The 24,252-nt window shown below is 66.1% G+C and carries 18 protein-coding genes; 9 read left to right on the top strand and 9 right to left on the bottom strand.

Annotation, left to right across the window (positions count from 1 at the left end):
* Positions 1–90: 90 nt before the first annotated feature.
* The gene (locus tag V0R62_RS06100; RefSeq protein ID WP_028689077.1) at positions 91–540 is read right to left on the bottom strand and encodes a response regulator; all 450 of its coding nucleotides are present in this window, start codon (positions 538–540) and stop codon (positions 91–93) included.
* Between the two features lie 225 nt (positions 541–765).
* Here V0R62_RS06100 and V0R62_RS06095 point away from each other — a divergent pair, with 225 nt between their 5' ends.
* The 7 genes from V0R62_RS06095 (at position 766) to V0R62_RS06065 (ending at position 9,091) form a co-directional block, all read left to right on the top strand.
* A complete protein-coding gene (locus tag V0R62_RS06095; RefSeq protein WP_330103089.1) occupies positions 766–2,703 on the top strand; it encodes a putative nucleotidyltransferase substrate binding domain-containing protein in 1,938 nt (645 codons plus the stop codon).
* Positions 2,700–3,410, top strand: coding sequence for a 3'-5' exonuclease (locus tag V0R62_RS06090; RefSeq protein WP_330103088.1), 711 nt, complete (start codon positions 2,700–2,702; stop codon positions 3,408–3,410). The genes V0R62_RS06095 and V0R62_RS06090 overlap by 4 nt, the downstream gene beginning before the upstream one ends.
* 256 nt (positions 3,411–3,666) lie before the next feature.
* The gene (locus tag V0R62_RS06085; protein ID WP_330103087.1) at positions 3,667–4,185 is read left to right on the top strand and encodes an RNA polymerase sigma factor; all 519 of its coding nucleotides are present in this window, start codon (positions 3,667–3,669) and stop codon (positions 4,183–4,185) included.
* Positions 4,182–5,126, top strand: coding sequence for a FecR family protein (locus V0R62_RS06080; protein WP_330103086.1), 945 nt, complete (start codon positions 4,182–4,184; stop codon positions 5,124–5,126). Before V0R62_RS06085 ends, V0R62_RS06080 begins: the two co-directional genes overlap by 4 nt.
* Positions 5,127–5,295: 169 nt before the next feature.
* Positions 5,296–7,728: a TonB-dependent siderophore receptor gene (locus V0R62_RS06075; protein ID WP_330103085.1), complete on the top strand. Its 2,433-nt coding sequence runs from the start codon at positions 5,296–5,298 to the stop codon at positions 7,726–7,728.
* A 77-nt stretch (positions 7,729–7,805) separates the two neighbouring features.
* Positions 7,806–8,918, top strand: a complete 1,113-nt coding sequence (locus tag V0R62_RS06070; protein WP_330103084.1) for a PepSY-associated TM helix domain-containing protein — start codon at positions 7,806–7,808, stop codon at positions 8,916–8,918.
* On the top strand, positions 8,915–9,091 hold the full coding sequence (locus tag V0R62_RS06065; protein ID WP_198742816.1) for a hypothetical protein: 177 nt from the start codon (positions 8,915–8,917) through the stop codon (positions 9,089–9,091). The genes V0R62_RS06070 and V0R62_RS06065 overlap by 4 nt, the downstream gene beginning before the upstream one ends.
* A 239-nt stretch (positions 9,092–9,330) precedes the next feature.
* Here V0R62_RS06065 and V0R62_RS06060 read toward each other — a convergent pair whose 3' ends face one another.
* From V0R62_RS06060 to glnE, 8 genes are all read right to left on the bottom strand, one after another.
* Positions 9,331–10,773 carry a lipopolysaccharide kinase InaA family protein gene (locus tag V0R62_RS06060; protein WP_330103083.1) on the bottom strand — a complete coding sequence of 481 codons (1,443 nt, stop codon included), beginning with the start codon at positions 10,771–10,773 and terminating at the stop codon, positions 9,331–9,333.
* Positions 10,773–11,525, bottom strand: a complete 753-nt coding sequence (locus tag V0R62_RS06055) for a lipopolysaccharide kinase InaA family protein (protein WP_330103082.1) — start codon at positions 11,523–11,525, stop codon at positions 10,773–10,775. Before V0R62_RS06055 ends, V0R62_RS06060 begins: the two co-directional genes overlap by 1 nt.
* Positions 11,522–12,256: a lipopolysaccharide kinase InaA family protein gene (locus tag V0R62_RS06050; RefSeq protein WP_330103081.1), complete on the bottom strand. Its 735-nt coding sequence runs from the start codon at positions 12,254–12,256 to the stop codon at positions 11,522–11,524. Before V0R62_RS06050 ends, V0R62_RS06055 begins: the two co-directional genes overlap by 4 nt.
* Entirely contained in the window at positions 12,256–13,062 is an 807-nt protein-coding gene (rfaP, locus tag V0R62_RS06045) for a lipopolysaccharide core heptose(I) kinase RfaP (protein ID WP_330103080.1), read from the bottom strand. The genes V0R62_RS06050 and rfaP overlap by 1 nt, the downstream gene beginning before the upstream one ends.
* On the bottom strand, positions 13,059–14,183 hold the full coding sequence (locus V0R62_RS06040; RefSeq protein WP_330103079.1) for a glycosyltransferase family 4 protein: 1,125 nt from the start codon (positions 14,181–14,183) through the stop codon (positions 13,059–13,061). The genes rfaP and V0R62_RS06040 overlap by 4 nt, the downstream gene beginning before the upstream one ends.
* Entirely contained in the window at positions 14,183–15,241 is a 1,059-nt protein-coding gene (waaC, locus tag V0R62_RS06035) for a lipopolysaccharide heptosyltransferase I (protein WP_110734449.1), read from the bottom strand. Before waaC ends, V0R62_RS06040 begins: the two co-directional genes overlap by 1 nt.
* Positions 15,242–16,291 carry a lipopolysaccharide heptosyltransferase II gene (gene waaF / locus V0R62_RS06030; protein WP_186712636.1) on the bottom strand — a complete coding sequence of 350 codons (1,050 nt, stop codon included), beginning with the start codon at positions 16,289–16,291 and terminating at the stop codon, positions 15,242–15,244. It lies immediately after the preceding gene.
* A 170-nt stretch (positions 16,292–16,461) separates the two neighbouring features.
* Complete coding sequence (glnE, locus tag V0R62_RS06025; RefSeq protein WP_330103078.1) at positions 16,462–19,395, bottom strand: bifunctional [glutamate--ammonia ligase]-adenylyl-L-tyrosine phosphorylase/[glutamate--ammonia-ligase] adenylyltransferase; 2,934 nt, start codon at positions 19,393–19,395, stop codon at positions 16,462–16,464.
* A 383-nt stretch (positions 19,396–19,778) separates the two neighbouring features.
* Between glnE and aceE the strand changes: the two genes are divergently transcribed.
* Positions 19,779–22,424: a pyruvate dehydrogenase (acetyl-transferring), homodimeric type gene (gene aceE / locus V0R62_RS06020; protein WP_330103077.1), complete on the top strand. Its 2,646-nt coding sequence runs from the start codon at positions 19,779–19,781 to the stop codon at positions 22,422–22,424.
* Between the two features lie 13 nt (positions 22,425–22,437).
* A complete protein-coding gene (gene aceF, locus V0R62_RS06015; protein ID WP_330103076.1) occupies positions 22,438–24,093 on the top strand; it encodes a dihydrolipoyllysine-residue acetyltransferase in 1,656 nt (551 codons plus the stop codon).
* The last annotated feature ends 159 nt before the right edge of the window (positions 24,094–24,252 follow it).

Below are 24,252 nucleotides of genomic sequence, written 5' to 3'. Positions count from 1 at the left end.
ACAGTCGTTCCTATAGGGATGCCCCTGCGACTGCTCTATAACGTAGGCAAGCTTCCTCAGCGTGGGAGCGGGCTGGCCCCGCGATCGTTTTCAGCCCTGATCCATTCTCAACTCACGTCGCACCAGTTCCAGGAGCTTGCCCAGGTCCACCGGCTTGAGCAGGAAATCCACCACCCCCAGGTGCATCACGTCCACCGCCTCTTTCACATCGGTGTCGCCCGACACCACGATGATCGACAGCGCCGCCCGCTCCGATTCGCGAACCTGGCGGATCAGCTCCAGGCCGTCCTTGGGCTCCATGCGCAGGTCGGTGATCATCAGGGCGATACGCGGCTCATAGTGCAGCTTCAACATCGCCTCCTGCGCACCGTCGGCCGTCATGCAGGCGATACCCCGGCTCTTCAGGTACAGGCTCAGCGCTTCGCTGTTCACCGGGTTGTCGTCCACCACCAGTACCACAGGCCTGGGCGCGACGGGTGCACTCACCACGGCCAACGCCTCTCGCTCGGCGTCGCTCAGGATGTCGTCATGCTCTGCCATGGTCGTCTCGTCAAAAAAACCCCGTTATTCAAGTTCAGACCGCAAAGCCCCCGCATGCAAACTGCCTTTCGTCGGCTATTTGACACCCAGGACAAGCAGCGAAACGTCCGTCGCGCCTTATAGACTTACGTCCAATGGGCACCGCAGAGCCGTCGTCCGACCATGGAGCCCTAGAACAACAAGGTCTGCGCTACATATGCAGACATACTTATCGCGGTCGGTTCCATGAGCAAAAAGGACGCCTACAGCCAGGCGGGCAGAACAGCAGTGCTGCAAAACATCCAGGGCACCCTGCAATTCCTGCAGCGTTTCCCGCCGTTCAACCAGATGGAGCACAACCACCTGGCCTACCTGGTGGAGCAGTGCCAGCTGCGTTTCCACGCGGCCGGCGAAAGCATCATCAAGCCTGCCGACGGCCCGGTCGAGCACTTCTACATCGTCAAGCAGGGCCGCGTGGTCGGCGAGCGCCACCATGTCACCAAGCCGGGCACCGAGACCACTTTCGAGATCGCCAGCGGCGAATGCTTCCCGCTGGCGGCATTGCTCGGCGAGCGGGCCACCCGCACCGAGCACCTGGCCGGCGAGGACACCTTCTGCCTGCAACTGGACAAGGCCGCGTTCATCCGCGTGTTCTCCATGTCCGAGGTGTTCCGCGACTTCGCCCTGCGCGGGGTCAGCAGCCTGCTCGACCAGGTCAACCAGCAGGTGCGCCAGCGCGCCGTGGAAACCCTGGGCACCCAGTACTCGCTGAACACCCCGCTGGGCGAACTGGCACTGCGCCATCCGGTGGTGTGCGCGCCGCACACGCCGCTGCGCGAGGCGGTGGGGCTGATGCACGAGCAGCAGGTCGGCAGCATCGTCATCGTCGACGGCCAGCGCCATCCGATCGGCATCTTCACCCTGCGCGACCTGCGCCAGGTGGTGGCCGACGCCAGTGCCGAGCTGACCGCGCCGATCGAACGCTACATGACCGCCCGGCCGTTCCACCTGAGCCCCCAGGCCAGCGCCTTCGATGCCGCCATGGCCATGACCGAGCGGCACATCGCCCACGTCTGCCTGGTGGACAACCAGCGCCTGTGCGGGGTGATCTCCGAACGCGACCTGTTCTCCCTGCAGCGCGTCGACCTGGTGCACCTGGCCCGCACCATCCGCCATGCGCCACGCCTGGACAGCCTGGTGTCGCTGCGCGGCGAGATCGGCCAGCTGGTCGAGCGCATGCTCGCCCACGGCGCGTCCTCGACCCAGATCACCCAGATCATCACCCTGCTCAACGACCATACCGTGTGCCGGGTGATCGAGTTGGCCATCGCCGAGCGCGGCGACCCGGGCGTGCCGTTCAGCTGGCTGTGCTTCGGCAGCGAAGGCCGCCGCGAGCAGACGCTGCACACCGACCAGGACAACGGCATCCTCTTCGAGGCCCGCGACGCCGTCGAGGCCGAGGCCATCCGTGCCCGGCTGCTGCCGCTGGCCCAGCAGATCAACCACAACCTGGCCCAGTGCGGCTTCACCCTGTGCAAGGGCAACGTCATGGCCGGCAACCCCGAGCTGTGCCTGTCACGCGGCGAATGGGCACGGCGCTTCGCCGGCTTCGTGCGCGAGGCGAGCCCAGAGAACCTGCTGGGCTCGAGCATCTACTTCGACCTGCGCGTGGTCTGGGGCGACGAGCAAGGCTGCGAACAGCTGCGCCAGGGCCTGCTTGAGCAGGTCGCCGACAACCGCCTCTTCCAGCGCATGATGGCCGACAACGCCCTGCGCCAACGGCCACCGGTCGGGCGCCTGCGCGAGTTCGTGCTAACCCGCCAGGGGGACGACAAGGCCGCCACCCTCGACCTCAAGGTGCAGGGCCTGACCCCGTTCGTCGATGGCGCCAGGTTGCTGGCCCTGGCCCACGGCATCAGCGCCTGCAACACCTTGGAGCGCCTGCGCCAGCTGATCGCCAAGGGCATCATCGACCCGCTCGACGGCGCCGCCTATGAAGAGGCCTACCACTTCATCCAACAGACCCGCATGCAGCAGCACCAGCACCAGACCCGCGAGAACCTGCCCTACTCCAACCGGCTCGACCCGGACAGCCTCAACCACCTGGACCGGCGCATCCTGCGCGAGTCCCTGCGCCAGGCCCAGCGCCTGCAAAGCAGCCTGGCGCTGCGGTACCAGCTGTGAACCTGTTCGCCTGGTGGCGCCCCGCCGTCCCCGAACTCGACGCCCCGCTGCGTCGGCGTCTGGCCATGCTGCCAGGGCCGGCGCCACTGGGCGTGTGCTCGTTGCGTGAACAGCGCTGGGTGGTGCTGGATCTGGAAACCAGCGGCCTGAACCTCAATCGCGACCAGGTGCTGTCGATCGGCGCGGTGGCCATCGAGGACGGCGCCATCGCCCTGGGTCGCCCGTTCGAACGCACCCTGCACCGGCCCGCGCAGAAGACCAACGCCAACGTGTTGATCCACGGCCTGGGCCCCAGCGCCCTGGCCGCTGGCTGTGACCCGGCCGAGGCGCTACTCGACCTGATGGACTTCATCGGTGACAGCCCGGTGCTGGCGTTCCACGCCCCGTTCGACCAGCACATGCTGGCCCGGGCGCTGAAGGACAGCCTGGGCCTGCGCCTGCAGCATCCGTTCCTCGACGTGGCGGAACTGGCGCCGATGCTCAACCCCGACACCGTGCTGCGTGAAGCCGGACTGGACGACTGGATCGCCCGCTTCGGCCTCGAAGTCCAGGCCCGCCACCATGCCAGCGCCGATGCCCAGGTGACGGCGGAGCTGGCGCTGATCCTGTTCAGCCAGGCCCGGCGCCAGCAACTGGACAGCCCGTTGCAGCTGGAGCAGCGGGTGCGCCAGTGGCGGCGGCGCAAGGCGCACCATCACGGCCTTTGACCCATACATCGCCCCCTGTAGGAGCGGCCTCGTACCGCGAATGGGCTGCGCAGCAGCCCCTCTCCCGGTGAGCGCTGAGACCGCCGGGGCCGCTTTGCGACCCTTTCGCGGCACAAGGCCACTCCTACAGTGGCAGGTGCGAGCCAGATCATCATGCTGGCAATCCGATAAGCGTCAATTGCGCCACCACCCCCGCCTCTGCCACAATCGCGAATAATTATCGTTAGTTAACGCATTCTTTCCCGGGGATCGCTTCTTGACGCCTGCGCACAGTCCACATGCCGAGCTGGTCGGAGCGCTGTATCGCGACCATCGCACCTGGCTGCTGGCCTGGTTGCAGCGCAGCACCGCCTGCCGTCAGCGCGCCGAAGACCTGAGCCAGGACACCTTCGTGCGCCTGCTCGGTCGCGAGCGCCTGGACGCCCCCCGCGAACCCCGCGCGTTCCTGGTCGCCGTGGCCAAGGGCCTGTTGTTCGACCACTTCCGCCGCGCCGCCCTCGAGCAGGCCTACCTCGCGGAACTGGCCCTGCTGCCCGAGGCCGAACACCCGTCGCCCGAGCAGCAGCACCTGATCCTCGAGGATCTCAAGGCCATCGACCGCCTGCTGGGCAAGCTGTCGAGCAAGGCCCGCGCGGCCTTCCTGTACAACCGCCTGGACGGCCTGGGCCGCGCCGAAATCGCCGAGCGCCTCGGAGTGTCGGTGTCACGCGTGCGCCAGTACCTCGCCCAGGGCCTGCGCCAGTGCTATGTCGCCCTTTACGGAGAGCCGACATGAACCACGCCCCGGTCTCCAGCCAGGTGCTGGAGGCGGCCATTGCCTGGAAGCTGTGCCTGGACGAAGGTAGCGGTACCCCGGACGAACGCAACGAATTCATGCGCTGGCACGCCGCCCACGAAGAGCACGCCCGCGCCTGGCTGCAACTGGGCATGCTCGACCAGCGCGTCAGCGCCGCCGCCGGCCCGGTGCGCCACACCCTGCTGCAATCCCGCGCCGGGCTGCGCCAGCACCTCGGTGGCCTGGCCGGCATGCTGCTGCTCGGCGGCCTGCTTGCCTGGGCCGCAGCGCCGACCCTGTCGCCGACCTACTGGCTAGCCGACCAACGCACCGGCACCGGCGAGCTGCGCACCCTGCGGCTGGAAGACGGCACCTTGCTGAGCCTGAACAGCCAGAGCGCGGTGGACATCGATTTCCGGGGCGAGCAGCGGCTGATCGTGCTGCATCGTGGCGAGATCTCGGTGGAAACCGGCCACAAGGACAGCCGTCCGCTGCTGGTGCGCACCGAGGATGGCCGCCTGCGTCCGCTGGGCACACGCTTCCTGGTCAAGCGCGAGGAGGCCGGCACGCGCCTGGAGGTGCTGCAAGCCTCGGTGGCCGCCAAGCCGCAGAACAGTGGCGACGAACAGGTGCTGCGCGAAGGTCAACAGGTGCTGATGAACGCCGACGGCCTGGGCCGGGTCGGCTCCGTGGCGGTCGGCAGCGATGCCTGGACCCGCGGCATGCTGGTGGTGGACAACGTGCGCCTGGCCGATCTAGTGGCCGCGCTAGGGCAGTACCGCAGCGGCCATCTCGGGGTAAGCGACGAAGTCGCCGACCTGCGCGTGAGCGGCAGCTTCCCGCTGACCGACACCGACCTGGCCCTGGCCTCGCTGCAGCCGGCGCTGCCGGTGAAGATCGAGCGGCATACGCCGTGGTGGGTCACCGTTACCGCCAGATAAGCGTCGCGTGCCGCCCTTCGCGGGTTTACCCGCGAAGAAGCCAAGGCGATTCAGAGCTGACCGCCGCTCGTGCCAACCCCGTCAGATATTTTTTCAAAAGACCCCTGTCACTTTCCCAATCTCGCTCGGCAAGGAAGCAGTCAGCACTATTTCGTCGAGGAGCCGCTGCATGTCCCGTGCCGTTGATGCTTTGCTTCGCCCCAGCCTGATGGCCCTGGCCATCGGCCTGGCCGCCCCGTTGGTCAGCACCACCCTGTTCGCCGCCGAACAGGCCGCCCCGCGTGCCTACGACCTGCCCAGCGCGCCGCTGGCCAGCACCCTGAACCAGATCGCCAGCCAGGCCGGGATTGCCCTGGCGCTGGATCCGGCACTGGTCAGCGGGCGCAACTCGGCACCCGTCAGTGGCCAGTACGACGCGGTCGGCGCCCTGCAGGCCGCCCTGCGCGGCACCGGCCTGCAGCTGCAGCAGAGCAGCGCCGGCAGCTACAGTCTGGTGGCGGTGAGCGAAGGCACCCTGGCGCTGCCAGAAACCAACATCAATGCCAACAGCAGCTACGAAAGTGCCTGGGGCCCGGTGGAAGGCTACACCGCCAAGCGCACCGCCGCCGGCACCAAGACCGACACCGCGCTGGTCGAGGTCCCTCGCTCCATTTCCGTCGCCACCCGCCAGCAGATGAGCGACCGCGGCGTGCAAAGCCTGGATGACGCAGTGAAGTACATGCCGGGCATCGTCTCGGCCAGTTTCGGCAGCGACACCCGCTATGACTGGATGCGCGTGCGCGGCTTCGAGCCGACTCAGTTCCTCGACGGCCTGCCCCTGCCCCGCGGCGTGTATGCCAATCCGAAAGCCGAAACCTGGAACCTCGACCGCCTTGCGCTGCTGCGTGGCCCGGCCTCGTCGGTGTATGGCCAGACCCCGCCCGGCGGTCTGCTGGACATGGTCAGCCGCCGCCCCCAGGCCGAGAGCAGCCACGAGATCCAACTGCAGTACGGCAGCGACAACCACCGCCAGATCAACTTCGCCAGCACCGGCAAGCTCGATGAGCAGGGCCAGTTCCTCTATGGCGTCAGCGGCGTGGTACGCGACAGCGGCACGCAGATCGACCATATGGATAACAAGCGCTACAACATCGCCCCGAGCCTGACCTGGAACATCGACGAAGATACCTCGCTGACCTTCCTCAGCCAGTTCACCCGCGACGACACCGGTGCCACCAGCCAGTTCTATCCGATACAAGGCACCAAGATCGACATGCCGTTCGGCAAGGTGTCCCGCCACAAGAACCTGGGTGACCCGGATTACGATTACTACGACCGCACCTATTACGCGCTGGGCTATGCCTTCGAACATCGTTTCAACGATGTCTGGCAGTTCCGCCAGAACGTGCGCTACACCAAGAGCGAGTTGTCATTCCAGACGCTCACCGTTGGTGCCTACTACCAACCCGGCGGCCCGGTGGACAGCGAGGGCAATGCCAACCGCATGTCCACCAACGTCGATGAGGACATCAGCCAATTCGCACTCGACAACAACTTCCAGGCCGACTTCACCACTGGTGACATCAGCCATACCGTGCTGATCGGCCTGGACCACCAGCGCACCGAGTCCGACTTCCTCTCGATCTATGGCTTCGACGTACCGCCCACCAACGTCAACAACCCGGTGTACGGTTTGCCGATCACCCGACCGGACCGCTCCGCGGCCTATCTGGACTACAACCAGAAAACCGTGCAGACCGGGCTCTACATCCAGGACCAGATGGCGCTCGACAAATGGCGCCTGACCCTGGGCGGGCGTGAGGACTGGGTGCATACCGGCACCACGTTCCTCAACAAGGGCAATGCCACCAACACCCAGCGTGACAAGCAGTTCAGCGGCAATGCGGCGCTCAGCTACGTGTTCGACTCGGGCTTTGTACCGTATCTGTCCTACGCCGAGTCCTTCCAGCCAAGCAGCGGTTCGAGCGCTGACATCGAGAAATCGTTCAAGCCAACCGAAGGCCAGCAATGGGAGCTGGGGGTGAAGTATCAACCACCTGGCTCCAACACCTTGCTGTCGGCGGCAGTGTACGACCTCAAGCAGAAGAACGTGACCGTCACCAACAATGTGGGTGGGGTGCCCGTCTCCAGCCAGACCGGCGAGGTCAAGGTCCACGGCCTGGAGCTGGAAGCCGTCTCCGACGTCACCGACAACCTGAAAGTGATCGCCGCCTACACCCTGGCCAAGTCCGAAGTCCAGAAAGGGCAGTACAAAGGCAACCGCCTGCAACAAATGCCCAACCAGCAGGCCTCCCTGTGGACCGACTACACCTGGCATACCGGTGTGCTTGACGGCTTCGGCATTGGCCTGGGCGCACGCTACACCGGCAACCGCTACGGTGACGAAGCCAACACCTGGCTTGGCAAGAGCAAGGCCTACACGGTGTTCGACGCCGCCGTGCACTACGACCTGGGCCGCCTGGACAACAGCCTCAAGGGCGCCTCGGTGGCGATCAACGCCAGCAACCTGCTGAACAAGGACTACCTGTCCACCTGCGACGGGTATTACTGCTATTACGGGGACCAACGCAGCGTCGTCGCCAGCGCCACCTACAAGTTCTGAGTGACCGAAGCAATCGCGGGGCAAGCTCTCTCCCTCCGTGGGAGCGAGCTTGCCCCGCGACTGCGTAAGGAGCCGTGATGAAAAGCCAAACCATCCGCCGCTGGTCAGCGATCCACACCTGGAGCAGCCTGGTCTGCACGCTGTTCCTGCTGCTGCTGGCCCTCACCGGCCTGCCGCTGATCTTCCACCACGAGCTGGAGCACTTGCTCGGCGATGCGCCGGAACTGCGCGAGATGCCCGCCGACACCCCGCACCTGAACCTGCAGCAGCTGGTGCTCAAGGCCGAACAGCACCGCCCCGGCGAGGTGATGCAGTACTTCGGCTATGAAGACGACGAGCCCAACGGCGTGGTGGCAATCATGGCCGCCACCGCCGGCACCCACCCCGACGATTCGCACACCTTCATGCTCGATGCGCGCACCGGCGAGGCCGTGGCCATGCCGGCGGCCAACGGCGGTTTCATGATGCTGATGCTGCGCCTGCACGTGGACATGTTCGCCGGGTTGCCCGGCAAGCTGCTGCTGGCGTTCATGGGGGTGCTGTTCATTGTCGCCATCGTCTCCGGCACCGTGCTCTACGCGCCGTTCATGCGCCGCCTGGACTTCGCCACGGTCCGCCACGACAAGTCGCGGCGCCTGCGCTGGCTGGACCTGCACAACCTGATCGGCGTGGTCACCCTGACCTGGGCCCTGGTGGTCGGCGTCACCGGGGTGATCAGCGCCCTGTCCGACCTGGTGATCGCCGCCTGGCGCAACGACAGCCTGGCGGCCATGGTCGCGCCCTACCGTGACGCCCCACCGCTTACCGAGCGTGCTCCAGCCACGCAGTTGCTGAAGATCGCCGAACAGGCCGCGCCCGGCATGCGCCCGGACTTCATCGCCTTCCCCGGCACGCGCTTCTCCAGCGAGCACCACTACGCGGTGTTCATGAATGGCGCCACGAACCTGACCTCGCACCTGTTCACGCCGATCCTGATCGACGCGCGAACCCTGGAGGTGACCGCCGTTGGCGAACGCCCGTGGTACATGGACGCCATGGGCCTGTCGCAACCCCTGCACTTTGGCGACTACGGCGGCCGGCCGATGCAGATACTCTGGGCCGTGCTCGATGTGCTGACCATCATCGTGCTGGGCGGCGGCCTGTACCTGTGGTGGGGCAAGCAACGCAAACCACGGGAGGTGCGGGCATGAGCCACAAGTCGCAAAGCACCCGCAGGATCTTCGCTTGGCCGGCGCTGATCGCCGTGCTCAGTGCGGCCGGGCTGTTTGCCGCACTGCTCGGGGATGGGGTGTGGGATGTGCTGGCCTGGGTGGGGCTGGGCCTATCAGCCGGCCTGGGCCTGAGTGGGTTCTGGCGGCGGTAAGCCGCGCTCATGGAAAAAACCGTAACTTATTGATTTATCTAGGCCCTGTGGGAGCGGCCTTGCGTCGCGAAAGGGCCGCAGAGCGGCCCCGGCGATCTTTGCATCAACACTGAGAACCTGGGGCTGCTACGCAGCCCTTTCGCGACGCAAGGCCGCTCCCACAGGGGGACAGTTCCCTGCGCGACAGCGCAGCCCGACGGGCTGGGCGATCTCCTACAGGGATCGCGTCAACCGATCATTCAATCAGCCAACCGCGGCAACACCTGGTCCAATCGCTGGTGCAGCGCGCTGTCCCTCGGCCAGTTGCGCAGCAGCCGCGCCCGGTCCCGGGCGAAAGCCGGGGCGAAGCTGAGCTGGGTGGCGTGCTGGCACATGGCGTCGAGGTCGATCAGCGACCACTGGCCGTCCTGCCAGAACAGGTTGTGGCCCTTGAAGTCACCATGACTGATACGCTCGCGGATCAGCTGCTGCATCACCCGCACCAAGGCCTCAACCTGCTCGTCGGGCGCCTCGCCGCTCTCCACGTAGGGCGCGAAGCACTCGATCAGGTCCGGCCCATCGGCGTACTCGGTCACCAGGTAGGCCGTGCTGCGCAGCCCCATCACCCGCTGCTCCAGCACCGCCAGGGGCCGAGGCGTGGCGATGTCGAGAAACTCCAGGCGGTGGCCCTCGATCCACGAATGCCAGGCCCGGCTCGGGCGCCAGAAGCGCTTGAACCAGTGGGCGGTGTTCTTGATGTTGTAGCGCTTGAGCACCAACTTGCGCCCGGCCACCTCAATACGCGCCACGCTGGCCGCGCCACCGGTCTTGTACAGGTGGCCCTGATCGATCAGCGCATCGGCCTGCTCCAGCACCGGACGCATCGCTTCGACCTCGTTGCGGCGGATGGCCCGCAGCCTGGATAGGTTGCGCTCGACGCTGAACAGCGTGCATTCGCGACCGGCCTTGTCCAGGTAGTCCTTCAGGCGCCAGGCGCGCACCTTGTCCACCTGCTTGTGCAGCGCCTCCAGCGGCAGCGCGTGCTCGGCGTTGGCCAGCACGTAGTGCACCAGCGCCTCCTCGATGAACGGCTCCAGGCGCTTGGGCAACTGGGCGAAGAACACCCCGAGGTTTTCCAGCACGCGCTGGCGCGACAGCTGCTGGCCGGGGGTCTCGGCCTTGATGCCGGCACCGTCGATCAGGTACAGCTGGCCGTCCTGGCGCAGCAGGTTGTCCAGGTGCAGGTCTTCCTGCCACAGGCCCTTGGCGTGCATCTGCGCCACGGCGGTGAGGGCCTCGCCCAGCACCAGGTGCTGCTCGTCGGCCAGCATCGGCAACTGCTCCACCCGGGCCCAGGCGTCACCCAGGCTCTCGGCGTGGTCGAGGTATTCGAACAACAGCCAGCCGCCCTCGCCTTCCTTGAGGCCATCGGCCAGCAGACGCGGGGTGATCAGGCCTTGCTCGGCCATCAGCAGGGCGCCATCGCGCTCGCGCTGGAAATGCCGGGCGGCATTGCCGCCGACCAGCAACTTGGCCAGCACCTTGGTGCCACGCCAGATACCCGCGCCGACATAACGCTGACCCGGCAGCACGCGCAACAGGCTGAGCAACTGCAGGTCGGCGCTGCCCGCGGCGTCGGCGAGGGTGACAGTCAGCGGCAGGCTCGGGCTGCGCCCGGCCGCCTTCAATTCGGACAGGCGCATCAGCGGGCCTCTTTGTGGCGACGGCGTTGGGTCAGGCGTTGCAGCCAGGTGGATACCAGGGCGCTGTCCGCCGGCTGCTCCAGGTAGGCCGCCAGCAGCACGCGCACGTCCGCTTCGTCCCAGGCCCGGGCGCGGCGCAGCAGCGGCTCCAGGTCCTTGACCCGATCACGCATGCCGAACAGCAGCGGACGGGTCTTTTCCAGGTCGATCAGCTGGGCCTGCCAGCCCTCGCGACGCTCGCGCAGGAAGATGTGCTTGGGGTAGAAGCAGCCGTGCATCTGCCCGGCGCCGTGCAGGGTACGGGCCAGCCGTCCACAGGCCTGGAGGATCGCCTGGCGCTGCGGTGCATCCATCTGCGCCCAGCGGCCGAGCAGTTGTTCGAGGTCGGTCCACTCGTCCAGCGCCCGGGTCATGAGAATCGCCCGGTGCTCGCCACCCTGCTTGCGCTCGCCATAGAACACCGCCTGCAGGGCGGGGATGTCGAGCTTCTGGTAGCGGCTGATGTTGCGAAACTCGCGGGCGAAGGTCGGCTCGCCGAAGGGCCGCTGCAGGCTGCGGGTGAAGTAGTCGCTCTGGCGCTTGAGGTAGAACCCCTTGCCCTCGAGCTCCAGGCGGAACACGCTGCTCCAGCCGCCACGGCCGGTGTTGGGTTCGTCCACGGCGTCCAGCTGCAGGGCCCACAGCGCGTCGAAGTCGCTCAGCCCGTGTCGTTGCAGCAGCGCCTGGTCAGCACTGGCCAGGTAATCGGTCATTCCCTTCCCTCGAAAAAGCTCAGCACCTGGCGAATGCGCTTCTTGTCACGGGCGTTCAGACGCGCGTGTCCGCGGTATTGCAGGTAGAAGCGCAGGCGCTGGGTCGCCGACAGGTGGTACTTGGCCACCTTGTCCAGGCACGCCAGGTCCTTGATCAGCCTGTGGCGCAGCATGAAGCCGCGCCAGAAGTCGCCGGTCGGGCAATCGATGAAGAATAGCGTGCCCTGGTCGTCGACCAGCAGGTTGCGCCACTTAAGGTCGTTGTGGGCGAAATGATGATCGTGCATCACCCGGGTGTGGCGTGCCAGCTGGCGGCTGACGTGATCGACCCAGGCGGCGTCGCGCAGGCGCGGATCATTGCGTTCGGCCAGCGCCGAGAGGTCTTCGGTACGCGGCAACTCGCGGGTAATCATCGCCCCACGGCCAAAGGCCAGACCTTGGCGCTCTAGCCCCCAGGCGACCACATCGGCGGTGGGAATGCCCCACTTGGCAAACTGCTTGAGGTTCTGCCACTCGGCCTTGACCCGCGGCCGGCCCAGGTAGCGGCGCATGTGCTTGCCGGCGCCGGTGTAGCGCTTGACGTAGTAGTTGACGCCATCGCGCTCGATGCGGATGACCTCGCTCAGCGGGTCGCGGGTCAGGCGCTCGCCCTGAATGGCGAACACCGCGTCGATACTGCCGAAATCGGCCGTCAGGTGCGCATACTCGGGCGCCAGGTTCCAGCTCGCCATCAGAGTGCGTCCCCGTAACGTTGCTTGCGGTCGTAGAGTTTCTGCGCCTTGCGCTCCAGCCAGGCGAGCAGTGCGGCTTCGTCCTTGAGCACCTGGCGCAACGGACGCTGGAAGTAGCCGCGCAGGAAGCGCAGCTTGTCGCGGCGGGTCAGGCCGATGTCCAGGGCCGAGAAGTACAGGGCGGCCAGGTCCTTGTCGCGCCAGCGACGGGTGATCTTCGCCCGGGTCTGGGCGCGGTGCAGGTCGATCACCGACAGTTTGAAGTCTTCCGGCGTCACCGGGCGGTCGGTGTGCAGCAGGAAGTGGCAGATGTAGCAGTCGCGGTGGTTGACTCCGGCGCGGTGCATGCCACCGGTCATCTTCGCCACTTCGGCGATCAGCGCGCGCTTCAGGCGCGGCGCTGGCGGCTGCTTGACCCAGTCGATGCTGAAGTCTTCCAGGCTGACGGTGGGCGCCAATTCCTCGGTGACGATGAACGAGTGCTGGGTGGCCGGGTTGCCGCCGCGCTCGCCGTAGGCCACTGCGGTCATGGTCGGCACACCGGCCTCATGCAGGCGCTGGATGGCCCGCCATTCCTGGCCGGCGCCGAGCACCGGCAACTTGGCGCTGAACAGGTTCTTGAAGATCTCGCCCCAGCCGATGCCGCGGTGGATCTTGACGAAGAAGCCCGCGCCATCGACCTCGGTGCGCAGGGTGCGGCGGCCTTCCAGCTCGCGGTACACCTCGCCCTGCAGGGCCTCGACGGCCTCGAAGGGATCGCGCCCGGCCCACAGGCGCTTGAACGGTTCGGCCAGTATCAGCTTCATGCGGTCTCCTGACCGAGGATCACGTCGGCGGCATGCTGCGGCATGCTGTACAGGTCGGCGGTCTCGGCGAAGGCCACACCGTTGTCCGACCAGGCCGCACGGGCCCCGGCGTCTTCGAGCATGCGTTGCAGGTAGCGGTTCAGCTGCTCCTGCTCGAACGGCTCGTCCAGCACCAGGCCGCTGTCGGCCTCGGCGATGTAGTGGGCATAGCCGCAGACCTTGGACACCAGCACAGGCAGGCCGGCGACCAACGCTTCAAGCAGCACGGTGCCGGTGTTCTCGTTGTAGGCCGGATGGATCAGCAGGTCGGCACCGAGCAGGAAACGCGGAATGTCGCTGCGGCCCTTGAGGAACTGCACCTGCTCGCCCAGGCCGAGCGCCGTGCTCTGCACCTGGAACAGCTTAGGGTCGTCCTGGCCGATGACCATCAGCCTGGTACGCTTGCGCAGGGCCGACGGCAACGCCGCCAGGGCCTTGAGGCTGCGGTCCACGCCCTTGGTCTTGAAGCCCGAGCCGATCTGTACCAGCAGCAGTTCGTCGTCGGCCAGACCGAACTCCTGGCGGAAGTCGGCGCGGATGGCCGCGGCGTCGGCCGGGCGGCGGCGGTCCTGGGAAATGCCCGGCGGCAGCAGGTGGAAGCGCGCCTCGGGGGTGCCGTAGTGCTTGATGAACAGCGGCTGCTGCACCTCGGAGATCATCAGGATCTCGGTGCGCGCCTCCCTGGCGAACACCGCCCGCTCGTACTCGGCGAAATGACGGTAGCGGCCCCAGCGGCGGTACAGGCCGCCGCGCAGGGTCTGGGCCTTGTCCTCGAAACAGCCGTCGGCGGCGTAGTAGACGTCCAGGCCGGGCATCTTGTTGAAGCCGATCAGGCGATCGACCGGACGCTTGGCCAGGTCGGCTTCCATCCAGGCGCTGAGCTTCTCGTTGCGGCGGTGGTTGAACAGCGCCTTGACCGGCGCCACCAGCACCTCGAAGCCCGGCGGAATATCACCTTCCCAGATCAACGTGTACACGCGGATCTGGTGACCCCGCTTCTGGCACTCGAGGGCGATACGCATGAAGTCGCGCTGCAGCCCGCCAAAGGGGAAATACTTGTAGAGCACAAAAGCCAGTTGCATCAACGAACATCCTCAGCCAGCAGCAGCGCGCTCAAGCGGCCCGCCACATGCTCGGGATTCAGGCGAGTGAAGCACAGCGGCCACTCGCGTTTGAGATCGAACCGGCGCAGGTCCTCGGCGCTCGGTTTGTAGGTGCACTTCTTCTGCAGGCACGGGGCGCAGGGGAAGTCGCTCGCCTGGTGGATCTGGGCGCGTCCGTAGGCGCCAGTCAGACCAGGGTTGGTGGGGCCGAACAGCGAAATGGTCGGCACATCCAGCGCAGCGGCCAGGTGGCCGAGGCCGGTGTCCACGGCCACGCAGGCCTTGGCCGCCGCCAGCACGCGGGCAACGCCGGCCAGGTTCAACTTGGGGAGCACCTGGCAGTTGTTCAAGCCCTGGGCGATGCGCTCGGCACGGGCCTTCTCCGCCGGGTTGCCCCAAGGCAGCATCACCTGCAGCTTGCGTCGGCCCATGCGCTCGGCCAGCTCGCGCCAGTAGGCCTCCGGCCAGTGCTTGGTGGCCCAGGTGGTGCCGTGCAGGAACACCACGTAGGGTGCGGCCGGCGGCAGCTGCAGGCGGTTCAGGTCCAGGCCGTAGTCGCCCAGCCCTTCCGGCAGGTCGTAGGCCAGGGCCAGGGCGAACAGCTGGCGCACGCGCTCCACGGCGTGCTGGCCGACGGCGACCGACAGCCGTCGGTCGTAGAAGCGGCTGGCCCAGCCCTCGCGGGCCGAGTAACGGTCCAGGCCGGCCACCGGCGCTTTCACGTAGCGCGTCAGCCAGGCCGACTTGACCAGGCCCTGGGCGTCGATCACCAGGTCGTACTTGTGCTCGCGCAGGCGTTGCTTGAACGCCTTCCATTCGCCGCTCTTGAGCGTCTGCCAGATGTTCTTGCGCCAGCGGCGGATCGCCACCGGGATCACCCGGTCGACCGCCGGATGCCAGCTGGGAATCTCGGCGAAGCCTTCTTCCACCACCCAGTCGAAACGGATTCCGGGGATGGCGTGGGCGGCGTCGGTGAGCGCCGGCAGTGTGTGGATGACATCGCCCAGCGACGAGGTCTTGATGATCAGTACCCGCACTCAGTCGACCTCGGCCACGGTATCGATCAGGTTCGGCCCGCCCAGGCCCTGCAGTGCGGCGATGACCTTGGCCGGCTCCAGCAGGCGCAGGCAGTTGTAGTGGCCGAAGCGGCAGGTGCGCTCGAAGCAGGGGCTGCACTCGATCCCGGTGCGCACCACCTCCACCTGGTCGGCCAGCGGCGGGGTGAAGCCCGGCGAGGTCGAGCCATACACCGCCACCAGCGGGCGGTTGAGGGCGGCGGCCACATGCATCAGGCCGGAGTCGTTGGACACCACCGCATCGGCGCAGGACATCAGGTCGATGGCCTCGGCCAGCGAGGTTTCACCCGCCAGGTTGCAGGACTCCTCGCGCAGCCCGGGGATCAGCCGGTCGCGGATTTGCTCGCCCACCGGGTGATCGTTCTTCGAGCCGAACAGCCACACCTGCCAGCCCTGGCGGATCATCGCGTCGGCCACCTCGGCGTAATGCTCGGCCGGCCAGCGCTTGGCCTCGCCGAACTCGGCGCCCGGGCACAGCGCCAGCACCGGACGGTCCAGGGCCAGGCCGAACTTGGCCAGTGCCGCTTCGCGGCTGGCGGCTTCGATCTGCAGGCTCGGACGCGGGTAAGGCTTGGGCAGTTCGGCATCCGCTGCGTAGGCCAGGGCCATGAAGCGCTCGATCATCAGCGGATAGCGGGCCTTGTCCAGCTTGCGCACGTCGTTGAGCAGCAGATAGCGCATCTCGCCGCGCCAGCCGGTGCGCTTGGGGATACCGGCGAAATACGGCACCAGCGCCGACTTGAGCGAGTTGGGCAGCAGGATCGCCTGGTCGTACTGGCCGGCCAGCGACTTGCCGATGCGTCGGCGCGTGGCCAGCTCCAGCGCGCCGTGACCGAGCGGGAAGCTCAAGGCCTGGCGCACCTCGGGCATGCGCTCGAGGATCGGCCGGCTCCACTCGGGGGCCAGGACGTCGATCACGCAGTCGGGGTGCTGCTGTTTGAGGCACTGGAACAGGGTCTGCGCCATCACCATGTCGCCGACCCAGCTGGGGCCAATGATCAGTATTCTCATGCTTTATCCAGAAACATTCGGGGAGGCTGCAGGCTGCGCTACAACCTGGCCTCCCCTCTTTATATTCAGGCTATGTGGCGGACAGTGTACCACCGGTGGTGAGACGACGTTCCTTGGGGCTGCTACGCAGCCTTGTGCCGCGAAAGGGCCGCATAGCGGCCCCAACAATCTCAAGTCAGACCCAGTTCACTCCAGATCCGCCTTACCTCACGACGCTCATCGACAAACTGCGCCGCGTCGATCACCCCGGCCTGCTTCTGCAGGGCCTGGCGGTGCGACGCCGAGCGGAACGCCTTGTACACCTCGCGCAGCAGCACGGCGTCGGCGGCGGGCATCAGCCCGGCCTGCTCCAGCTCTTCGAGGATGCGGATGTTGTCGGTCCAGCGCAGTATGGCCGGATGGTCGTGGGACCAGGCCAAAGCGGCGTATTGCACCATAAATTCGATATCCACGATACCGCCGGCATCCTGCTTGATATCGAACGGCTGACCGGCCTCGAAGGCGTTGCCCGCGGTGCCGGCAGCAGTGAGCTTGGTGCCCAGGTTGTCGCGCATCTTGGCGCGCATCTCGCTCACTTCGACGCGCAGCTTGTCGAGGTCGCGGGGCTGGCCAAGGACCTGCGCCCGCACCGCCTCGAAGGCCGTCGCCACCTGCTTGCAACCCACCAATACGCGGGCCCGCACCAGGGCCTGGTGCTCCCAGGTCCAGGCCTCGTTCTGCTGGTAGCGCTCGAAGGCGCCCAGCGAGCTGACCAGCAACCCCGAGGCGCCGGAGGGGCGCAGGCGCATGTCCACGTCGTAAAGCTGGCCGGAGTTGGTCTGGGTGGTCAGCAGGTGGATGATGCGCTGGCCCAGGCGAGTGTAGAACTGCGCGCTGTCGATGGGCTTGGCGCCGTCGGTTTCGGCATTCGGATCGCCATCGTGGATGAACACCAGGTCCAGGTCAGAACCGTGGCCCAGCTCCAGGCCGCCGACCTTGCCATAGCCGACAATGATGAAGCCCGGGTCGCACAGGCTGCCGTCGCTGCGCTTGGGTTGGCCATGGCGCGCCACGGTCTGGCGCCAGGCCAGGGCCAGCACCTGGTCGAGAATCGCCTCGGCCAGCCAGGTCAGATAATCGCTGACCTTCATCAAAGGCAGGTTGCCGCTGATCTCCGAGGCAGCCACGCGCAGGTTGTGGGCCAGCTTGAAGTGGCGCAGGGCCTCCATCTGCTGTTCCAGGTCGTCCTCGGGGATGCGTGTCAGGCGCTCGCGCAGCTCGGCGGCCAGCTCTGGCGCCAACGGCGGGCTGAACAACCGGCCCTCGTTGAGCAGCTCGTCGAGCAGCAGCGGGTAGCGGGCCATCTGCTCGGCAATCCACGGGCTGGCGGCGCACAGGGTCAGCAGGCGGCGCAGGGCGCCGGGGTTCTCGGTAAGCAGCACCAGGTAGGCCGAGCGCCGCGCCACGGCCTCGACCAATGGCAGCACCCGCTCCAGCACCAGGTCAGGGTTGTCGTGCTCGACCGCCTGGGCCAGCAACCGCGGAATGAAAGCATCCAGGCGCTCGCGACCGATGCGCTGCATCGAGCGCAGGGTCGGACTGGCGCGCAACGCGGTCAGGCGGCGCAGGGCCTCGGCCGGCTGCCGGAAGCCCGCTTCCTCCAGTTGGCGGGAAGCGGCGTCTTCATCCTGGGCCTGCTCCCACAGGGGCGACCACTCACCACCGACCACCAGCTCGCCTTCGGCTTCGTCTTCATCCGGATCGGCAATGACCTGGCGGAAATGCCAGTCGATGCGCCCACGCCAGTGCACCAATTGCCCGTGGAAGCTGTCCCAGTCGGCGAAGCCGAGCATGTAGGCGATGCGCGCGCGGTCGATCGGATCGTCCGGCAGCATCTGGGTCTGGCGGTCGGCGATGGCCTGGATCGCGTGCTCGGTGTAGCGCAGGAATTCATAGCCGTCGCGCAGCTCGGCGACCACGGCCGGCGGCAGGTAGCCCTGCCCTTCCAGGGTGGTCAGCACCTTGAGCAAAGGCCGCTGTTGCAGGCTCAGGTCGCGCCCGCCGTGGATCAGCTGGAACGCCTGGGCGATGAACTCCACCTCGCGAATGCCGCCGGCACCGAGCTTGATGTTGTCGGCCATGCCCTTGCGCCGCACTTCCTGCTGGATCAGCTGCTTCATGGTGCGCAGCGCCTCGATGGCGGAGAAGTCCAGATAACGCCGATAGACGAACGGCCGCAGCATCTCCTGCAGCTGCGCGCCGGCCACCTGGTCACCGGCGACCACCCGCGCCTTGATCATGGCGTAGCGCTCCCAGTCTCGCCCCTGGTCCTGGTAGTACTGCTCCAGGGCATTGAAGCTGAGCACCAGCGCGCCGGCGGAGCCATAGGGGCGCAGGCGCATGTCGACGCGGAACACGAAACCGTCGACGGTGACCGGGTCGAGCGCCTTGATCAGGCGCTGGCCCAGGCGGGTGAAGAACTCCTGGTTGTCCAGCGAGCGCTTGACCCCTTCGGTTTCGCCGCCCTCGGGGAAGGCAAAGATCAGGTCGATGTCGGACGACAGGTTCAGCTCCACCGCGCCCAGCTTGCCCATGCCCAGCACCACCAGGTGCTGGGGCTGGCCGCTGCGGTTGCCGATGGGCGTGCCGAACTGCTGGCAGTGGCGTGGATACAGCCATTGATAGGCTTCGTCGATGCTGGCGTCAGCCAGGTCGGACAGGTCGCGGCAGGTTTCGGGCAACGAAGCCTGGCGGGTAATGTCGCGCCAGATAATGCGCAACTGCTGGCGGTTGCGCTCGCGGCGCAGGTTGCGCGCCAGTTCGTCCTCGTTCTGGGCAGCCTGGGCCACGGCGTTGATCTGCGCGCGCAGCTGGCCAGGCGCGAACGCCTGGTCCATCGCGCCGCTCGCCAGCAGTTCGAACAGCATCGCCGGATCACGCTGGGCCTGGGCCAGGACGAAGTCGCTGGCGGCGGCGACCTGGTCGAACTGGCGCCGGTGCTCGGCACTCAGACTGTCCAAGTCCAGGTCAGGATAGCCAGCCAGGGCATCGCGCAGGAATTGCTGGTTGCGAGCGACCAGCGGTTGGAGGGCGGCAGGCAGATCGAGCGGCAAAGGCAGGCGCATGGTCTATCCTTGATCGGCGTGAAAGAGAGCGGTTGCAGAGGTCAAACGGAGGTTGGACCACGGTTGGACTGTCGTACAAAAGTTGGAAATAGCTGAAATAGACGAAAAATTGGCAAAACCCATCAAGATCCACCTGTCAGCGAAACACCACCAACCAACATGAACGTTTTTCCTCACAACCCGGGATGCGACCAAACGTCGCATTTGTGTAGTTTTACTACTACTCATGACCTGCCAAAGCATGAAATGAGAAAGCATTTGTAGTAAAACTACACCGCGCCGGATGACTGTCCGGTAATCCAAGAATTCACGACGTCTGCCCATAAGGCCAGTCGCAAACTCAGGCCATCGATTCTGGTGGCCTTTCCGCCCTGGAGCAAGCCATGCAAGACCTCGATCCAATCGAAACCCAGGAATGGCTGGATGCCCTGGAGTCGGTCCTCGACAAAGAAGGCGAAGACCGCGCTCATTACCTGATGACCCGTATGGGCGAGCTGGCCACCCGTAGTGGCTCGCAGCTGCCGTATGCCATCACCACGCCGTACCGCAACACCATCCCTGTCACCCACGAAGCACGCATGCCTGGCGACCTGTTCATGGAACGCCGCATCCGCTCGATGGTGCGTTGGAACGCCCTGGCCATGGTCATGCGCACCAACCTGAAAGACTCGGACCTGGGCGGACACATCTCCAGCTTCGCCTCCAGCGCCACCCTGTACGACATCGGCTTCAACTACTTCTTCCAGGCCCCGACCGACGAACACGGCGGCGACCTGATCTTCTTCCAGGGCCACGCTTCGCCAGGCGTCTACGCCCGCGCCTTCATGGAAGGCCGCATCAACGAAGAGCAGATGAACAACTTCCGTCAGGAAGTGGACGGCAAGGGCCTGTCTTCGTACCCGCACCCCTGGCTGATGCCTGACTTCTGGCAGTTCCCGACCGTTTCCATGGGTCTGGGCCCGATCCAGGCGATCTACCAGGCGCGCTTCATGAAGTACCTGGAAGCCCGTGGTTTCATCCCTGCCGGCAAGCAGAAGGTCTGGTGCTTCATGGGCGACGGCGAGTGCGACGAGCCGGAATCCCTGGGCGCGATCGCCCTGGCCGGCCGCGAGAAGCTGGACAACCTGATCTTCGTCATCAACTGCAACCTGCAGCGCCTCGACGGCCCGGTTCGCGGCAACGGCAAGATCATCCAGGAACTCGAAGGCGTGTTCCGTGGCGGTGGCTGGAACGTCAACAAAGTCGTCTGGGGCCGCTTCTGGGACCCACTGCTGGCCAAGGACACCAACGGTGCCCTGCAGCGCCGCATGGACGAAGTCATCGACGGCGAGTACCAGAACTACAAGGCCAAGGACGGCGCGTACGTCCGCGAGAACTTCTTCAACACCCCGGAACTCAAGGCCATGGTCGAAGACCTGTCCGACGACGAAATCTGGAAGCTCAACCGTGGCGGCCACGACCCGTACAAGGTCTACGCGGCGTACCACCAAGCTGTGAACCACAAAGAGCAGCCAACCGTCATCCTGGCCAAGACCATCAAGGGTTACGGTACCGGTGCCGGCGAAGCCAAGAACACCGCGCACAACACCAAGAAAGTCGACGTCGACAGCCTGCGTCACTTCCGTGACCGCTTCGACATCCCGGTCAAGGATGCCGACCTTGAGAACCTGCCGTTCTTCAAGCCGGAAGAAGGCTCCGCCGAAGCCAAGTACCTGGCCGAGCGCCGCGCCGCCCTGGGCGGTTTCGTGCCGCAGCGCCGCGCCAAGAGCTTCAGCGTGCCGACCCCGCCACTGGAAACGCTGAAAGCGATCCTGGACGGCTCGGGCGACCGCGAAATCTCCACCACCATGGCCTTCGTGCGCATCCTGGCGCAGCTGGTCAAGGACAAGGACATCGGCCAGCGCATCGTCCCGATCATCCCGGACGAAGCCCGTACCTTCGGTATGGAAGGCATGTTCCGCCAGCTGGGCATCTACTCGTCGGTCGGCCAGCTCTACGAGCCGGTCGATAAAGACCAGGTGATGTTCTACCGCGAAGACAAGAAGGGCCAGATCCTCGAGGAAGGCATCAACGAAGCCGGCGCCATGTCGTCGTTCATCGCCGCCGGTACCTCGTACAGCTGCCACAACCAACCGATGCTGCCGTTCTACATCTTCTACTCGATGTTCGGCTTCCAGCGTATCGGCGACCTGGCCTGGGCCGCTGGCGACAGCCGCACCCGTGGCTTCCTGATCGGCGGTACCGCCGGCCGTACCACCCTCAACGGTGAAGGCCTGCAGCACGAAGACGGTCACAGCCACATGATGGCGGGCACCATCCCGAACTGCCGCACCTACGATCCGACCTACGGCTACGAGCTGGCGGTGATCATCCAGGACGGCATGAAGAAGATGACCGAAGAGCAACAGGACATCTTCTACTACATCACCGTGATGAACGAGTCGTACCAGCAGCCAGCCATGCCGGCCGGTGTCGAGGACGGTATCATCAAGGGCATGTACCTGCTCGAGGAAGACACCCGCGAAGCCGCGCACCACGTACAGCTGATGGGCTCCGGCACCATCCTGCGCGAAGTCCGCGAAGCCGCGAAGATCCTGCGTGAAGAGTTCAACGTCGGTGCCGACGTGTGGAGCGTCACCAGCTTCAACGAACTGCGTCGCGACGGCCTGGCCGTGGAACGCGCCAACCGCCTCAAGCCTGGCCAGAAGCCTCAGCAGACCTACGTCGAAGAGTGCCTGGCCGGTCGCAAGGGCCCGGTCATCGCCTCCACCGACTACATGAAGCTGTTCGCCGAGCAGATTCGCCAGTGGGTGCCGAGCAAAGAGTTCAAGGTCCTGGGTACCGACGGTTACGGTCGCAGCGACAGCCGCAAGAAGCTGCGTCACTTCTTCGAAGTCGACCGCCACTTCGTGGTGCTGGCTGCCCTGGAAGCCCTGGCTGACCGTGGCGAGATCGAACCCAAGGTTGTGGCTGACGCCATCGTCAAGTTCGGCATCGATCCGGACAAGCGCAACCCACTGGACTGCTGAGGAGTATTTTTAAGTGAGCGAACTCATTCGCGTACCTGACATCGGCAGCGGTGAAGGTGAAATCATCGAGCTGTTCGTCAAGGTCGGTGACCGTATCGAGGCTGACCAGAGCCTGCTGACCCTGGAGTCCGACAAGGCCTCCATGGAGATCCCCGCGCCGAAGGCCGGTGTGGTCAAGGAACTGAAGGTCAAGCTGGGCGATCGCCTGAAAGAAGGTGACGAGCTGCTGGTCCTGGAAGTCGAGGGTGCCGCTGCCGCGGCTCCTGAGGCCCCTGCTGCTGAACAAAAGCCCGCTGCCGCCCCGGCACAGGCTGCGGCTCCCGCGCCTGCGGCCGAAGCCGCCCCTGCTCCGGCCGCAGCCCCGGCTGCCGCCAGCGTGCAGGACATCCACGTGCCGGACATCGGCTCGTCGGGCAAGGCCAAGATCATCGAAGTGCTGGTCAAGGTCGGCGACACCGTCGAAGCCGACCAGTCGCTGATCACCCTGGAGTCCGACAAGGCCTCCATGGAAATCCCGTCGCCTAGCGCCGGTGTGATCGAAGCCGTGCTGTGCAAGCTGGAAGACGAAGTGGGCACCGGCGACCTGATCTTCAAGATCAAGGCCGCAGGCGCCGCCCCTGCTGCAGCGCCGGCTCCAGCCGCTGCTGCTCCGGCTGCCGCTCCTGCCCCAGCCGCTGCACCTGCCGCCGCCGCGCCGGCTGCTGCGCCTGCTCCAGCTCCGGTTGCCACCGTACCGGCCGCCGGCAGCAACGCCAAGGTTCACGCTGGCCCGGCCGTTCGTCAGCTGGCCCGTGAATTCGGTGTCGACCTGGGCGCTGTTGCCGCCACCGGTCCGCACGGCCGCATCCTGAAAGAAGACGTGCAGGTTTACGTCAAGGCGATGATGCAGAAGGCCAAGGAAGCACCGGCAGCCGCTGGTGCAACCGGCGGCGCCGGCATCCCGCCGATCCCGGCCGTGGACTTCAGCAAGTTCGGTGAAGTGGAAGAAGTGGCCCTGACCCGCCTGATGCAGGTCGGCGCTGCCAACCTGCACCGCAGCTGGCTGAACGTGCCGCACGTGACCCAGTTCGACTCCGCCGACATCACCGAGCTGGAAGCCTTCCGCGTTGCGCAGAAGGCCGTGGCCGAGAAGGCTGGCGTCAAGCTGACCGTGCTGCCGCTGCTGCTCAAGGCCTGCGCCTTCCTGCTCAAGGAACTGCCGGACTTCAACAGCTCGCTGGCGCCAAGCGGCAAGGCGATCATCCGCAAGAAGTACGTGCACATCGGCTTCGCCGTGGACACCCCGGACGGTCTGCTGGTCCCTGTGATCAAGAACGTCGACCAGAAGAGCCTGCTGCAACTGGCTGCCGAAGCCGCCGCGCTGGCCGAGAAAGCCCGCACCAAGAAGCTCTCGGCCGACGACATGCAGGGCGCCTGCTTCACCATCTCCAGCCTCGGTCACATTGGCGGCACCGGCTTCACGCCGATCGTCAACGCGCCTGAGGTGGCGATCCTTGGTGTGTCCAAGGCGACCATGCAGCCGGTCTGGGACGGCAAGGCCTTCCAGCCGAAGCTGATGCTGCCGCTGTCGCTGTCCTACGATCACCGTGTGATCAACGGCGCCGCCGCCGCGCGCTTCACCAAGCGCCTGGGCGACGTGCTGGGCGACATCCGCACCATGCTGCTGTAATGCTGCACGCTGCCCCTGCGCGCAGGGGCAGCCCCGTTTTCGAGCTGCCACGCTCGTACCTCAACCCCGCCAATTGGCGGGGCTTTTTTTGCCTTGGGATTGCCGGGAGGGCTGCGCCCTCCTTTTCGCGGCGCAAGGCCGCTCCTACAGGGGTATGCG

It is taken from the genome of Pseudomonas carassii (genome assembly GCF_036324045.1).
Taxonomy (GTDB): Bacteria; Pseudomonadota; Gammaproteobacteria; order Pseudomonadales; family Pseudomonadaceae; genus Aquipseudomonas; species Aquipseudomonas peradeniyensis.
The sequence above is the reverse complement of the archived record's forward strand: the minus strand, read 5'-3'. Positions and strand labels throughout refer to the sequence as shown.

What these genes read in the sequence shown, in the direction of transcription:
- V0R62_RS06100 (WP_028689077.1), bottom strand. Translation starts at nt 540, where the DNA reads ATGGCAGAGCATGACGACATCCTGAGCGACGCCGAGCGAGAGGCGTTG.
- V0R62_RS06095 (WP_330103089.1), top strand. Translation starts at nt 766, where the DNA reads ATGAGCAAAAAGGACGCCTACAGCCAGGCGGGCAGAACAGCAGTGCTG.
- V0R62_RS06080 (WP_330103086.1), top strand. Translation starts at nt 4,182, where the DNA reads ATGAACCACGCCCCGGTCTCCAGCCAGGTGCTGGAGGCGGCCATTGCC.
- V0R62_RS06075 (WP_330103085.1), top strand. Translation starts at nt 5,296, where the DNA reads ATGTCCCGTGCCGTTGATGCTTTGCTTCGCCCCAGCCTGATGGCCCTG.
- V0R62_RS06070 (WP_330103084.1), top strand. Translation starts at nt 7,806, where the DNA reads ATGAAAAGCCAAACCATCCGCCGCTGGTCAGCGATCCACACCTGGAGC.
- V0R62_RS06065 (WP_198742816.1), top strand. Translation starts at nt 8,915, where the DNA reads ATGAGCCACAAGTCGCAAAGCACCCGCAGGATCTTCGCTTGGCCGGCG.
- V0R62_RS06060 (WP_330103083.1), bottom strand. Translation starts at nt 10,773, where the DNA reads ATGCGCCTGTCCGAATTGAAGGCGGCCGGGCGCAGCCCGAGCCTGCCG.
- V0R62_RS06055 (WP_330103082.1), bottom strand. Translation starts at nt 11,525, where the DNA reads ATGACCGATTACCTGGCCAGTGCTGACCAGGCGCTGCTGCAACGACAC.
- V0R62_RS06050 (WP_330103081.1), bottom strand. Translation starts at nt 12,256, where the DNA reads ATGGCGAGCTGGAACCTGGCGCCCGAGTATGCGCACCTGACGGCCGAT.
- rfaP (WP_330103080.1), bottom strand. Translation starts at nt 13,062, where the DNA reads ATGAAGCTGATACTGGCCGAACCGTTCAAGCGCCTGTGGGCCGGGCGC.
- V0R62_RS06040 (WP_330103079.1), bottom strand. Translation starts at nt 14,183, where the DNA reads ATGCAACTGGCTTTTGTGCTCTACAAGTATTTCCCCTTTGGCGGGCTG.
- waaF (WP_186712636.1), bottom strand. Translation starts at nt 16,291, where the DNA reads ATGAGAATACTGATCATTGGCCCCAGCTGGGTCGGCGACATGGTGATG.
- glnE (WP_330103078.1), bottom strand. Translation starts at nt 19,395, where the DNA reads ATGCGCCTGCCTTTGCCGCTCGATCTGCCTGCCGCCCTCCAACCGCTG.
- aceE (WP_330103077.1), top strand. Translation starts at nt 19,779, where the DNA reads ATGCAAGACCTCGATCCAATCGAAACCCAGGAATGGCTGGATGCCCTG.